This is a genomic window from Rhodococcus sp. NPDC060090, assembly GCF_042729855.1.
Lineage (GTDB): Bacteria > Actinomycetota > Actinomycetes > Mycobacteriales > Mycobacteriaceae > Rhodococcus.
Genome location: NZ_JBHWXB010000003.1, coordinates 28,481 through 41,231 on the forward strand (window position 1 = coordinate 28,481; position 12,751 = coordinate 41,231).

Sequence of the window (12,751 nt, forward strand, 5' to 3'; positions counted from 1 at the left end):
CGATCAGGCCGGACAGAGGCTGCCGTTCGGCGGAAGCACTCCGTCGGCCAGATACGCCTCGGCACGGCTCTGTGCACATGTCGAATGCAGCGTCGCCGAATACCCGGCTCCCTGCCATGCCAGTGCCGCCCATCGGATACCGCTCGCGGTCAGCGCACCGGTCACTGATTCCAGGCCTGCATTTCCGACGATCGGGTCTGCTGCCGCACTGGTGACGAGCACCGGCACGTCGAGGGCCGCGGGGAGTGGCGGCGCGGCCATGCTCGGCCACGCAGCGCACGACGTCGCCGCGACAGCGGCGTCGCCGCCGAACAACGGATACGTCGCCGACCAGTTCTCCTGTAGTTCAGCGGCGCGCATCGGTGTCGGCCATCGTTGCCCGTCGCTGCACCGCGAAACCCACTGACCGTCCGTCGAGAGCATTGCTTCTGCTGCCCCTACGGATTCGAGCAGCGGCATGACATCGCCGTCTCGGGCGGCCGACAGGATGTCGGACAGCTCCCGGATGCGGACCTGAAGGTCGGCGCGGGGGGTTCCCAGGAACGCGGTGATCGCCGTCAGAAGCGCATTCGACGACACCGGCGCGAGCAGACCGTCCGCGGCCCGTCCGTAGAGTTCCTCGATCGCTCCGCGTGGATCTGCACCCAGCGAACACTCCAGCGCGGCACATCGACGGGAGAACTCGTCGACTGCGGCTTCAGCGCCTCGTGCGCTCGATTCGGCGAGCAGTTCGGCGTCTGCGGTCGCTGCGGCGGGCGAGTCGAGGATCAGCCGCCCGACGCCACCGGGATAAGCCGCTGCGTACGCGAGTGCGACGGTTGCGCCGTTGCCGATGCCGAGCAGACCCAACCGGTCGACATCCCATGCTCGGCGCACCTGCTCGATATCGCTCGCGGCATGTGACGCACCGAACATCAGTTGCTGCGGTTGCAGGTAATCGGTGCACGAGATGGTCGCTTGCCTGCCCAGTTCGGCGACGCGATCCGATGCATCGCCGCTGCGGCCGAACTGACCGAGGTCGGCGAGGGCGCGGCGGTCGGCGCCGAAGATGCAGTCGATCTCCTGGGACATTCCGAGTCCACGACGGTCGACGGCGACCAGCGGCCTGGCGGTCAGGATCGCCGACATCGGGCCTGTCGCGAGTGCGGCGAGCGCGCGGCTCGACGGAAGATCGGAGCCCGTGGTCACGACCAGTGGCGCGATGTCGGTGGGCGTATCGGTGAGCCGTGCGCGGACCACTCCGAGCGGAAACGATCCGGGCACCGCTCCTGTCACGTCGATCGGTGCGGGTACCTGTGCGCATTCGAGAACGAGCCCGGTCGGGCCGGGGGGGAGTGCGAACGCACCGACCGTCTCGGCGGTGCAGTCCCGCCAGTCAAGGTCGTTCTGCGGTACCGGAAGCTCAGCGGCGCCGGGGTCGCTCTCTTCGGGCTCGACCTGCTGCTCGCCCCCCATGTCCTGGACAACCGCCACGTCGGGTCGGATCGAGGGGCCGGCACCGCATGCGGCCACCACCGACGCGACTGCGAGCCAACACACAGCGAGCACCCCGGTTCTGCGCATGCGGACAGCCTGCCAGGTGTGCACCGCGGCGGTGCGCACCGGTGCGCCCGGACTGGGCCGACGTGTACCCGCGGCGTGCTCCGATGCGGTGAACTCACCGTGAACGGCTTGTGAAGTAGGTCCCATTACCCCGTCCCGTGCTGGTTGTGCCATTCGGCGCCACTATCCTGGTGTAATGCACGAACGCCTCGTCGACCGGAATCCGGTGGTGCCCGCAGACCAACTGGTGGCGCAAATGGTGCCGCCCGCGATGTTCGACGAGGTGAGTTTCGCGTCGTACATCCCCGACCCGAACGAGCCGAGCCAGGCAGCAGCCGTGGCTGCAGCGGAGGCCTTCGTCGGTAAGGTCGGGAAGATTCGCGGCGGTAAGCGTGGGTTGTTCGGTCGCAAGGCGCCGTCCACGGGTGCGGGTCTGTACCTCGACGGCGGGTTCGGCGTCGGCAAGACCCACCTGCTCGCCTCGATCTTCCACAGCGCCCCCGCACCCAAGGCCTTCGGCACGTTCGTCGAACTCACCCATGTCGTCGGTGCACTCGGCTTCAACAAGGCAGTCGAGGAGTTGTCGACCCACAGTGTGCTGTGCATCGACGAGTTCGAACTCGACGATCCGGGCGACACCATGCTCGTGTCCCGGCTGCTGACCGAGCTGTCGGCGCGCGGAGTTTCGATCGTCGCGACCTCGAACACCCTTCCCGGCCAGCTCGGCGAAGGCCGGTTCGCGGCGCAGGACTTCCTTCGTGAGATCAAGAAGCTCGGCTCCATCTTCGAGACGCACCGTGTCGACGGCCCCGACTACCGGCACCGCGACCTTCCGCCGGCACCGGAACCGGTCGAAGCGAAGGCCCTGGTCGAGCGCGCCAACGAGATTCCTGGCGCGACGCTCGACGATTTCGACGAGTTGTGCGCCCACTTGAGCACCCTGCATCCGTCTCGTTACGGAAAACTGGTCGAGGGTGTCAGCTCGGTGTTCCTCAATGGCGTTCACCCGGCCCACGACCAGTCGGTTGCCCTGAGGCTGGTCGTCCTCGCCGACCGGCTGTACGACGCGAGTATTCCGGTGACGGTGGCGGGCGCGAAACTCGACGAGATCTTCACACCTGAGATGCTGTCGGGCGGCTACCGCAAGAAGTACCTCCGCGCCACGTCGCGACTCCTCGCGCTGTCGCGCTTCGAAGTTCCCGCCTGACCTCGCGGTCCGGTTGACAGGCCGTGATGCAGCGTGCCCGTCCTACACGGTGCGCTGCATCACGAAGTCTTCGTGGAGTTGCGACCCCACTGTGAAGGTGCGTTCGCCGACCACGTCGAACCCTTCCTTCTGGTAGAAGCGTCGCGCTCGCGCATTCTGCTGATTGACTCCGAGCCACAATCCGGTGTGACCGCCGGAGCGCCCGATGTCGACCACTGCTGCCATGAGTGCCTTCGACACTCCCGTTCCGTGCCTGCCCGGGAGTACGTAGAACTTGCTGATTTCGATCGCCGGACGCGCGGTGATCATCGCGGCGATCTCCGGGTCTTCGGGGGGAGCGTCGATTGCCATGAGATACCCGACGATCTCACCGTCGATCGTGGCCTCGAGGACGATCCGTGTCGGGTCCGTGAGGTACTCGCTGAATCGCTCGGCCGTGAGAGTGGCCTCGATGAATGCGGCGACGTCCGCGCTCGTCGCATCGGGTGGGCACGCCAACGGAAATGTCGCTGCCGCCACATCGGCAAGACTCTCGGCGTCCCAGATTCCCGCGCGTCGCACCGAGACGGGTGCGGTGGCTTCTTCCTGTGGTGTCGGCATGAATCCAGTGAACCAGCTGCCGGAGATCCGGAGCGTACCGGCCCCGGACGTTGCCCCGGATATGGCTGAACCCCAGCCTTGGATGGGGGGTCATGGCTGGGGTTCATTACCATCGGGGGGGATGGCACTTGCCACGATACATGAGGGATTCCTCAGCTTCCAAGTTGCTTCCCGGTTCGAGCGGTCACGGTTTCGTCACATAGTTCGCGGACAGAGGTTTGCGCTCGTCACAACGAAGTTCTAGGGTGGGGCGTTATGAAGCGCGTACTCGTAGTTCACCGCCGTAGCGGGGTCTGACTCGGACCGACCCCCCGCTGCGGGTCTTCGAGCTACGTGTCGGTCCTCCCTCCTCGTGGAAGACCACCACCGATGAACGCCTTCGATTCTTTTGCTTCGGCACGTCCCCGTACCTCCGCGCCGTCCTGGCCGAATCGACTGCCCCTGCCGTTGCGGGCCGACGCTGCCGGATCGACCTGGGAACAATTCACCGCCATCTATGCCCCGCAGAACGGTCCGGTGCGTCTCGGTGGATGGCGCGCCACCGCGCTGGGTGCGGGGCGCAACTCGTACGAGGCGACACTGGCAGTGAATGCATCGATCCATACCGCGTCGGCGGTCGCGAACGGTCCCGTCGCGGGAATGACCGCGCTGCTCCACGATCTCGGAATCCACCTCGAGATCCTCTCGTTCGATCAGCGCGAACTCGGTGGATCGTACGCGACGTTCCTCCTCTGCCGGCAGGACGAACAGCAGATGTGGGCCATGGGTACGGGGGAGGCCGCAGCGGAGTCCACGCTGCGCGCCATGATCGCCGGCGCCAACCGGCTCAGCGTCGGGCGCTGATCGGAAACAGTGAAGTCCCCCTTCGGAATCCGAAGGGGGACTTCACTGTGTTCTGGTGCGCGATACTGGGATTGAACCAGTGACCTCTTCCGTGTCAGGGAAGCGCTCTCCCGCTGAGCTAATCGCGCCGGCTACTGACGCCGGTGTGGAGCGGATGACGGGATTCGAACCCGCGACCCTCACCTTGGCAAGGTGATGCGCTACCAGCTGCGCTACATCCGCATTCGCACGTTGGGGTGAAACTCGGATCGACCCACGTGCTGGTCGATCCTGGTGCGCGATACTGGGATTGAACCAGTGACCTCTTCCGTGTCAGGGAAGCGCTCTCCCGCTGAGCTAATCGCGCGAGGTGGAGACGGGAATCGAACCCGTGTGCACGGCTTTGCAGGCCGTTGCCTCACCACTCGGCCACTCCACCATAAAAGGTCGAGTCCAACCTCTCGAGCGGATGACGGGATTCGAACCCGCGACCCTCACCTTGGCAAGGTGATGCGCTACCAGCTGCGCTACATCCGCACTCGCACCGTGGCGTCGTGCTCTCCGTGGTGCGGTTAAAAACTTAGCCGACCATCGCGGAAACACACAAATCTGCAGGTCAACAAAAGAAAACTCAGCGAGGACGGCGTTGGATGAGCTGTGTGGGGCCCTCAGGAGGGCATAACGGGTGCCGACGGCGCGCCGGGAAGGCATGCGGCGAAGACCGCGACTCGCCCGAGGGCACCTCTCGTCCGAGAGGCCTCTACTCGAGGGGGTGCTGCCCCGAAAAAGAGGGGTCCTGGCAGACGCGGAGGTGCAGTCATCACTCGGATGCAATCTTGACAAAGGCTCATGACCTGCTGATTCGTGTTGACATAGGGGTGCATGTTAAATTTCTTTCCGTTCGAGCCGCTGCAAAGCGGAACGGTCCCGTGGCTCAGTGGAAGAGCGTCCCGTTCACACCGGGAAGGTCGCTGGTTCGATCCCAGCCGGGACCACAGGTACACGACAAGGGCACCCTGCGAAGGGTGCCCTTTTTGCGTACCTTGGCATGCAACCGTCGAGCGCAGTGGTGACTGTGTGATCCGGTGGGACGAGAAGTTCTTTCCCGCTCGACGATGTGCACGTCTGCGGCCATCGAAGTCCGCGTGGGCGATGCAGGGCAGACCACGGTGGTTCGAGGAGGATTCGTCAGATGAGTGTCGCCGACGGCGCATGGCCGGCAGTGGGGACAACGGGTGCCCGCTTCGGGCCCAGGCGTCCACGTCACCGCACGAAGCGGGACGATCTTGTATATTCACCCTCTGAAGAGGGGGAGCCGGTGTCCGAAACGGACGCTGCAGCGACACCGTCGTCGGCCGAGGGGGTAAGGCCGACCGCCGGAGAACATGTGGCTGCCGGTGTGATGGCACGCCGTGAATCCCGAACCACGGATCGGACGTTCGACGGCACTGGGTTCGAAGGCACTGGGGGAGTCGGAAAATTGGAAGAGCACACGTCATCGTTCGTGAGACCGTTCGTTCGTAGTGGCGGCCGTACCCGCGCCGATATAGACCTGCCGCTCGAAGCCCTGGTGTCCACGGTCCCGTCGGCGATGAGCATGATCGCCGGCCGATTCGCGGAGGAACACCGTGTGGTCGTCGGACTGTGCGCACAACCGCGATCGACGATGGAGGTGGCCGCCCTCGCCGGAATCCCTCTCGGAGTGGCGCGTGTGCTGATCGGAGACCTCGCGGGGGCGGGCGTCCTGACCGTGCACAGCACCGTGGACCGGGTGGGGCCGGGCAGCGACCTTCTCGAACGTGTACTCACGGGGCTGCACTCGCTCTGACGGCGCGGCGGGTGCAATCGTCGGGTTTCCCGCTCGGCACGCCCTGTGTTCAGCGGTGTGAGCGCATATCGATAGCATGGGGAGGTTGCCGTCGCGCATCGTCGACGCGCCCGGCAGCAGCCCCCAGAACAGGCATCCAGCCGAGGAGTCCAGCACAGTGACCACGCCCGCATCCGCGAAACCAGCCATACTCGTCCGGGTGCCCGCGGGGACCACTGCCGCTGCCGCCGTGCGTGAGGCCGGCCTGCCCGCCAAGGGCTCCGATGCCATCGTGGTCGTCCGCGATGACGAAGGCGCGCTGCGCGACCTCGCCTGGATCCCCGACACGGACGTCCAGGTCGAGGCAGTCCGTGCCGACACCGAAGACGGACGCAGCGTGATCCGCCACTCGGCCGCGCATGTCCTTGCGCAGGCCGTGCAACAGGAATTCCCCGAAGCCAAGCTCGGCATCGGCCCGCCGATCAAGGACGGCTTCTACTACGACTTCCAGGTCGAGCGGCCTTTCACGCCCGACGATCTCGCGAAGCTCGAGAAGCGCATGAAGAAGATCGTCAAGGATGCGCAGCGCTTCTCCCGCCGCGTCGTCGAGAACATCGAGGACGCCCGCGAGGAACTGAAGAACGAGCCCTTCAAGCTCGAGCTCATCGACGACAAGTCGGGTATCGACGATCCCGAGATCATGGAGGTCGGCGGCAAAGAGCTGACCATCTATGACAACCTCAACCCCCGCACGGGTGAGCTCGTGTGGAAGGACCTGTGCCGCGGCCCGCACCTGCCCACCACCAAGTTCGTCCCCGCCTTCAAACTCACCCGTAGTTCCGCAGCGTACTGGCGCGGCGACCAGGACAACGCCGGTCTCCAGCGGATCTACGGCACCGCATGGGAGTCCACGGAGGCGCTCGATCGCCACCTGGAGTTGCTCGCCGAGGCCGAGCGCCGCGACCACCGTAAACTCGGCGCCGAACTCGATCTGTTCTCGTTCCCGGACGAGCTGGGTTCGGGCCTGCCGGTGTTCCATCCCAAGGGCGGCATCATCCGCCAGGAGATGGAGAACTACTCGCGTCAGCGCCATGTCGACGCCGGCTACGATTTCGTCAACACGCCGCACATCACCAAGGGGCACCTCTACGAGGTCTCGGGTCACCTCGATTGGTACAAGGACGGCATGTTCCCCGCGATGCACATCGACGAGGAACTGAATGATGACGGCACGATCCGCAAGCCCGGCCAGGACTACTACCTCAAGCCGATGAACTGCCCCATGCACGACCTGATCTTCCGGTCGCGTGGGCGCTCGTACCGGGAGCTTCCGCTCCGCATGTTCGAGTTCGGCTCCGTCTACCGTTACGAGAAGTCGGGCGTCGTTCACGGCCTGACCCGCGTGCGAGGCATGACGCAGGACGACGCACACATCTTCTGCACGCCCGAGCAGATGCGCGACGAGCTGACCACCGTGCTCGAGTTCATTCTCGACCTGCTCAAAGATTACGGCCTCGACGACTACTACCTCGAGCTGTCGACGAAGAACCCCAAGAAGTTCGTCGGGAGCGACGAACTGTGGGACACCGCCACCGAGACGCTGCGCGAGGTCGCGGAAGCGTCGGGTCTGAACCTCGTGCCCGACCCGGGCGGAGCCGCCTTCTACGGCCCGAAGATCTCAGTACAGGTCAATGACGCGCTCGGTCGCAACTGGCAGATGTCGACGATTCAGCTCGACTTCAACCTCCCCGAGCGGTTCGAACTCGAATACACCGGATCCGATGGCGCCAAGCACCGCCCGGTGATGATCCATCGTGCCCTGTTCGGTTCGATGGAGCGCTTCTTCGGTGTGCTCACCGAGCATTACGCAGGCGCGTTCCCGGCATGGCTCTCGCCGGTTCAGGTGGTCGGAATTCCGGTGGCCGCCGAGTTCGAGGAGCACCTGTTCGACGTCGTCGGAAAACTGAAGTCGGTTGGGATCCGCGCCGAGGTGGACGCATCCGACGACCGCATGCAGAAGAAGATCCGTAACCATACGACGCAGAAGGTTCCCTTCATGCTGCTCGCCGGCGAACGCGACGTGGCCGCCGGTGCCGTGAGCTTCCGGTTCCGCGATGGGACCCAGGTCAACGGGGTCCCCGTCGACGAGGCGGTGAGCATCGTCTCCGACTGGGTGCGTCGCCGCGACAACGCCTCTCCCACCGCGGAACTGGTGCGGCCGGCCGAACAGGGAGCGACCAATTGACCGGCGAGGGCACTCCCGGCCCCGCCGACACCTCCGATTCGATGATCGATCGTGGTGCCGGTGAATCCGACCACCTGCAGCGGCTCTGGTCCCCGCACCGCATGTCGTACATCACCGAATCGCCGGGACTGCGGAGCGAGCCGTACGAGCCGTTCACCGAGATCCCGAAGATGGCGGACGAAGAAGGTCTGGTCGTCGCACGCGGAGAATCCGTGTACGCGGTGCTCAATCTCTACCCGTACAACCCGGGCCACCTCATGGTGGTGCCGTACCGGCGGGTGGCGAACCTCGAGGATCTCACGGTCGAGGAGAGCACCGAGCTCATGGCGTTTGCTCAGCGGGCGCTGCGGGTGATCAAGAAGGTGTCGCGGCCACACGGGTTCAACGTCGGACTCAACTTGGGCGCCGCCGCAGGAGGTTCGCTGTCCGAACACCTGCACCTCCACGTCGTGCCGCGGTGGGGTGGCGACGCGAACTTCATCACCGTCCTCGGCGGATCCAAGGTGATGGTGCAGTTGCTGCGCGACACCCGCGCACTGCTGGCCTCGGCATGGGACGAGTGAAGCGAGCCGACGGCGGCCCCACTCTCGCCCACACCCGCGCTGTCGCGGTGCGTCATGGCAGGATCGTGTTCCGGACACGTCGGTCGAAGGGAAATTCGGGGGTCTCGGAATGCTGAGCTTCTTCGGTCGCGCATCGGTGTCGAAGGTGACCGCACCGCTCGGGCACGCCTTGAACCGCACCGGCCTGACCCCGGACGCGGTGACCGTCATCGGCACCGTGGCCACGATCGCAGCGGCGCTCACCTTGTTCCCCGCCGGGTACCTGTTCATCGGCACGCTCGTGATCTGGCTGTTCGTGATGTTCGACATGCTCGACGGTGCCATGGCGCGTGCCCGCGGCGGTGGAACGCGTTTCGGTGCCGTCCTCGACGCTACGTGCGACCGGGTTGCCGACGGGGCGATCTTCGCCGGCCTGGCGTGGTGGGCGGCCTACCACGAGCAGAGCAGACCGCTGGTGATCGCAACGCTGATCTGCCTCGTGTGCTCGCAGGTCATCTCGTACGCGAAAGCGCGGGCCGAGGCGAGCGGACTGTCCGCCGACGGCGGTCTCATCGAGCGCCCTGATCGGCTCGTCATCGTGCTCGTCGGTTCCGGACTGACCGGGCTCGGTCTCGACTGGGCCATCCATATCGCGATGTGGCTGCTCGCCGCCGGGTCGATCATCACCGTGCTCCAGCGTGTCCTCGCGGTGCGGAACTCGCCGGGAGCACGTGAACTGCTGCCGATCCCGCCCGTCTCTGCCCCGGCGTCCGAGACGGATACCGGAAACGGGGAACGCTCGTGAACGACGAGGGTCCGGCATGAACACAGCCGAGCGTCTCTCGGACCTCGGATACGCAACGGGATGGCGACTGGTGCGGCTGTTGCCGGAACGCGTTGCGACGAAGCTGTTCGACGCGGGAGCCGACTTCGCGGCCCGCCGGAACGGTGGACCGAAGCAACTGCGCCGCAACCTCTCCCGCGTACTCGGTGTTCCCCCCGAGCGTGTGCCCGATGAACTGATCAGGGCTTCGGTCCGGTCGTACGCACGCTACTGGCGGGAATCCTTCCGGCTTCCGTCGATGGACCTCGTCGCCACAGCCGCGTCGATCGACTCGGCGGTCGAAGGCCGCGAGCACATCGACGCGGCACTGGCCGCGGGACGCGGTGTCGTCCTGGCTCTGCCACACAGCGGCAACTGGGACATGGCCGGCGTGTGGTGCGTCCGCACGTACGGTGGGCTGTCCACTGTTGCCGAACGCCTCCGTCCCGAGTCGTTGTTCCGCCGGTTCGTCGAGTACCGGGAAGGACTCGGATTCGAGGTGTTCCCGCTCTCGGGCGGAGAAAGCCCACCGTTCGTCGAATTGTCGGCACGCCTGCGGGCCAACAAGGTGGTGTGCCTACTGGGGGAGCGCGATCTCGCGCGTAAGGGTGTGCCCGTGACATTCATGGGAGAACCCACGCGCATGCCTGCCGGACCCGCAAAACTGGCCATCGACACCGGCGCCGCCCTCCTTCCCGTGCACTGCTGGTTCACCGAGCAGGGGTGGGGCTTCCGAGTGCACCCGGAGATCGACGTCAGCGACGGTATCGGCAGCGCCACGCAGGAACTGGCCGACCGATTCGCCGCCGATATCGCGGAACACGCTGCAGACTGGCACATGTTGCAACCACTGTGGATGGACGATCTGTCCGACTCACGACGCGCCCGAATGGAGGAGTGAGTGAGGATCGGAATGGTCTGCCCGTACTCGTTCGACGTACCGGGCGGTGTCCAGGCACATGTCGTGGATCTCGCCGAGGTCCTCATCTCGCGGGGCCACGAGGTGAGCGTACTCGCGCCCGCCTCCGAGGCGACGGTGCTACCCGACTTCGTCGTCTCTGCAGGTAGAGCGGTCGCGATCCCATACAACGGATCGGTGGCCCGGCTGAGCTTCGGCCCCGTCTCCTACGCGCGAGTGCGGCGCTGGATCAACGACAACAACTTCGACGTCCTCCACATCCACGAACCGAATGCACCGAGCCTGTCGATGCTCGCATTGAAGATCGCCGAGGGGCCGATTGTCGCGACGTTCCACACGTCGACGACGAAGTCGCTGGTACTCAGTACTTTCCAAGGGGTTCTGCAGCCGTTTCTCGAGAAGATCAGCGGTCGCATCGCGGTGTCCGAACTCGCTCGTCGCTGGCAGGTCACCTCGCTCGGAGCCGATGCCGTGGAGGTCCCCAACGGAGTCGACGTGCCGTTCTTCCGGCACTCTCCGCCGCTTCCCGGATATCCGCGTGCCGGCCGGACGGTGCTGTTCCTCGGCCGCTTCGACGAATCCCGAAAGGGCATGGATGTGCTCGTCGGTGCGTTGCCCGCACTGGTGGCGCGATACCCGGATATCGAGATCCTGGTCGTGGGTCGCGGTGACGAGGACAGACTCCGCAAGGATGCAGGACCGCACGCAGGCCACCTCCGGTTTCTCGGACAGGTCGACGACGACGAGAAGGCCTCAGCGATGCGCAGCGCCGACGTGTACTGCGCACCGAATCTCGGCGGGGAAAGTTTCGGGATCGTCCTCGTCGAGGCGATGGCATCGGGTACTGCCGTCGTCGCCTCCGAACTCGATGCGTTCAGGCGAGTGCTGCGCGACGGGCGAGCAGGGGTGCTCGTCCCCGTCGGGGACTCCAAGGCGCTCGCCGACGGCATCCTGGAGGTTCTCGACGACGACGACCGCCGCGCCGCGTTGGTCGACGCCGGATCCGAGGTCGTGGAGACCTACGATTGGCCGGTGGTGGCCGACCAGATCTTGCGGGTGTACGAGACGGTCACCGTCGGCGCCGGACCTGTGCGGGAGGTGCGGTCGTGACTCTCAGCGCTCTGACGATCCTCGTCCTGTCGCTGATCGCAGCCGTCGTCCTGTTGCTCGGCCTGTGGGCATACGCGACAGCGAATCGCCTCGATCGGTTGCACGTGCGGTCGGACCTCTCGTGGCAGGCGCTCGATGCAGCCCTCGCCCGTCGCGCCGTGGTGGTGCGCAGCATCGCAGCATCCACGTCCGCTTCGGAGGGTCGTCGGTTGTCGATGCTGGCCGACCGGGCGGAACGCGCAGACCGTGCGCACCGGGAAACCGCCGAGAACGAACTCTCCGTTGCCCTCGCAGGCCTCGACGTCGAACGATTGCGCCCGCAGCTGGTCGCCGAACTCGCCGACTCCGAGGCCCGCGTGCTCATCGCGAGAAGGTTCCACAACGATGCTGTGCGAGACACGCTCGCGTTGCGCACTCGTCGCCCGGTGCGGTGGCTCCACCTCGGCGGCACCGCACCGCTGCCGACGTACTTCGAGATAGCCGAACGCGAACCGGAGAAGGCAGGCGCTGTCGAGAAGATCGGGACCGTCGAGAAGTCGAGGGTGACCCCATCGCAATCGCCGATCCCGGATCGGGCTCGCACATCGGCGCGGGTGGTGCTGCTCGACGACATCGGACGTGTGCTCCTGCTTCGCGGTCACGATCCGGCACGCCCGCGGGTGCGCTTCTGGTTCACTGTCGGTGGCGCAGTGGAACCCGGCGAGGACCTGCGTGTCGCAGCCGTCCGGGAACTCGCGGAGGAGACCGGGCGCACCGTCGCCCCCGAACAGCTCGTCGGACCGGTGTGGCGGCGAGTGGCCGTCTTCCCGTTCAACGGTGAGGTACTGCATTCCGAAGAACTGTTCTTCGTCCTGCAGACACCCGGATTCGAGCCCGGCTCCGAAGGATTCACCGAGCTCGAACGTCGCATGGACCTCGAATTCAGGTGGTTCGACACCGAAGGGCTCCGCGAACTGGTCTCTGCGGGAGAACCGCTGTACCCGCAGGACCTCCCGGAACTCCTCGACGAGGCCCGGCGTATCGCCGGCAGCCGCGAGGAAACAGCTCTGAACGCCCCAGTGCGCGCCATTCGCTGACCTCGACGATCTCGCGACAGCGCTCCGACAAGGCCAGCGCATCGCGACTGGCTATGGG

Annotated in this window: 11 protein-coding genes and 6 tRNA genes; 10 read left to right on the top strand and 7 right to left on the bottom strand. The window is 65.8% G+C overall.

The genetic code is table 11. The features are described from left to right. Positions 1 to 3: 3 nt before the first annotated feature. Positions 4 to 1,563, bottom strand: coding sequence for an alpha/beta hydrolase (locus ACFWCF_RS04705; protein ID WP_378557813.1), 1,560 nt, complete (start codon positions 1,561 to 1,563; stop codon positions 4 to 6). 175 nt (positions 1,564 to 1,738) lie between these two features. On the opposite strand from ACFWCF_RS04705, the gene zapE reads away from it, so the two are divergent. Then, positions 1,739 to 2,749 (top strand): cell division protein ZapE, encoded by a 1,011-nt coding sequence (zapE, locus tag ACFWCF_RS04710; RefSeq protein ID WP_378557816.1) that lies wholly within the window; start codon positions 1,739 to 1,741, stop codon positions 2,747 to 2,749. 42 nt (positions 2,750 to 2,791) lie between these two features. On the opposite strand, the gene ACFWCF_RS04715 is transcribed toward zapE, so the two are convergent. Continuing rightward, positions 2,792 to 3,349: a GNAT family N-acetyltransferase gene (locus ACFWCF_RS04715; protein ID WP_378557819.1), complete on the bottom strand. Its 558-nt coding sequence runs from the start codon at positions 3,347 to 3,349 to the stop codon at positions 2,792 to 2,794. Between the two features lie 369 nt (positions 3,350 to 3,718). Between ACFWCF_RS04715 and ACFWCF_RS04720 the strand changes: the two genes are divergently transcribed. Then, the gene (locus ACFWCF_RS04720; protein WP_378557822.1) at positions 3,719 to 4,192 is read left to right on the top strand and encodes an alpha-isopropylmalate synthase regulatory domain-containing protein; all 474 of its coding nucleotides are present in this window, start codon (positions 3,719 to 3,721) and stop codon (positions 4,190 to 4,192) included. A 53-nt stretch (positions 4,193 to 4,245) separates the two neighbouring features. On the opposite strand, the gene ACFWCF_RS04725 is transcribed toward ACFWCF_RS04720, so the two are convergent. The 5 genes from ACFWCF_RS04725 to ACFWCF_RS04745 all read right to left on the bottom strand — a co-directional run bounded on the left by ACFWCF_RS04725 (position 4,246) and on the right by ACFWCF_RS04745 (position 4,708). Next, positions 4,246 to 4,320 (bottom strand) — tRNA-Val (locus tag ACFWCF_RS04725). Between the two features lie 18 nt (positions 4,321 to 4,338). Next, positions 4,339 to 4,414: transfer RNA gene (locus tag ACFWCF_RS04730), tRNA-Gly, on the bottom strand. 49 nt (positions 4,415 to 4,463) lie between these two features. Further along, positions 4,464 to 4,538, bottom strand: a tRNA-Val gene (locus ACFWCF_RS04735). 1 nt (position 4,539) lies between these two features. Then, positions 4,540 to 4,610 (bottom strand) — tRNA-Cys (locus tag ACFWCF_RS04740). A 25-nt stretch (positions 4,611 to 4,635) separates the two neighbouring features. After that, positions 4,636 to 4,708: transfer RNA gene (locus ACFWCF_RS04745), tRNA-Gly, on the bottom strand. A gap of 386 nt (positions 4,709 to 5,094) precedes the next feature. Here ACFWCF_RS04745 and ACFWCF_RS04750 point away from each other — a divergent pair. The 8 genes from ACFWCF_RS04750 to ACFWCF_RS04785 all read left to right on the top strand — a co-directional run bounded on the left by ACFWCF_RS04750 (position 5,095) and on the right by ACFWCF_RS04785 (position 12,693). Then, positions 5,095 to 5,166, top strand: a tRNA-Val gene (locus tag ACFWCF_RS04750). Positions 5,167 to 5,675: 509 nt separating this feature from the next. Beyond that, positions 5,676 to 5,999, top strand: coding sequence for a DUF742 domain-containing protein (locus tag ACFWCF_RS04755; protein WP_378491853.1), 324 nt, complete (start codon positions 5,676 to 5,678; stop codon positions 5,997 to 5,999). A 157-nt stretch (positions 6,000 to 6,156) separates the two neighbouring features. Continuing rightward, complete coding sequence (gene thrS, locus ACFWCF_RS04760; protein WP_378557825.1) at positions 6,157 to 8,223, top strand: threonine--tRNA ligase; 2,067 nt, start codon at positions 6,157 to 6,159, stop codon at positions 8,221 to 8,223. A 41-nt stretch (positions 8,224 to 8,264) separates the two neighbouring features. After that, complete coding sequence (locus tag ACFWCF_RS04765; RefSeq protein ID WP_378491880.1) at positions 8,265 to 8,786, top strand: HIT family protein; 522 nt, start codon at positions 8,265 to 8,267, stop codon at positions 8,784 to 8,786. Between the two features lie 109 nt (positions 8,787 to 8,895). Next, the gene (gene pgsA, locus ACFWCF_RS04770) at positions 8,896 to 9,570 is read left to right on the top strand and encodes a phosphatidylinositol phosphate synthase (RefSeq protein WP_378557828.1); all 675 of its coding nucleotides are present in this window, start codon (positions 8,896 to 8,898) and stop codon (positions 9,568 to 9,570) included. Positions 9,571 to 9,586: 16 nt separating this feature from the next. Further along, entirely contained in the window at positions 9,587 to 10,489 is a 903-nt protein-coding gene (locus ACFWCF_RS04775) for a phosphatidylinositol mannoside acyltransferase (RefSeq protein WP_378557831.1), read from the top strand. Next, on the top strand, positions 10,490 to 11,617 hold the full coding sequence (locus ACFWCF_RS04780; protein ID WP_378557834.1) for a glycosyltransferase family 4 protein: 1,128 nt from the start codon (positions 10,490 to 10,492) through the stop codon (positions 11,615 to 11,617). Continuing rightward, positions 11,614 to 12,693 (top strand): NUDIX domain-containing protein, encoded by a 1,080-nt coding sequence (locus ACFWCF_RS04785; protein ID WP_378557837.1) that lies wholly within the window; start codon positions 11,614 to 11,616, stop codon positions 12,691 to 12,693. Before ACFWCF_RS04780 ends, ACFWCF_RS04785 begins: the two co-directional genes overlap by 4 nt. Positions 12,694 to 12,751: the final 58 nt, after the last annotated feature.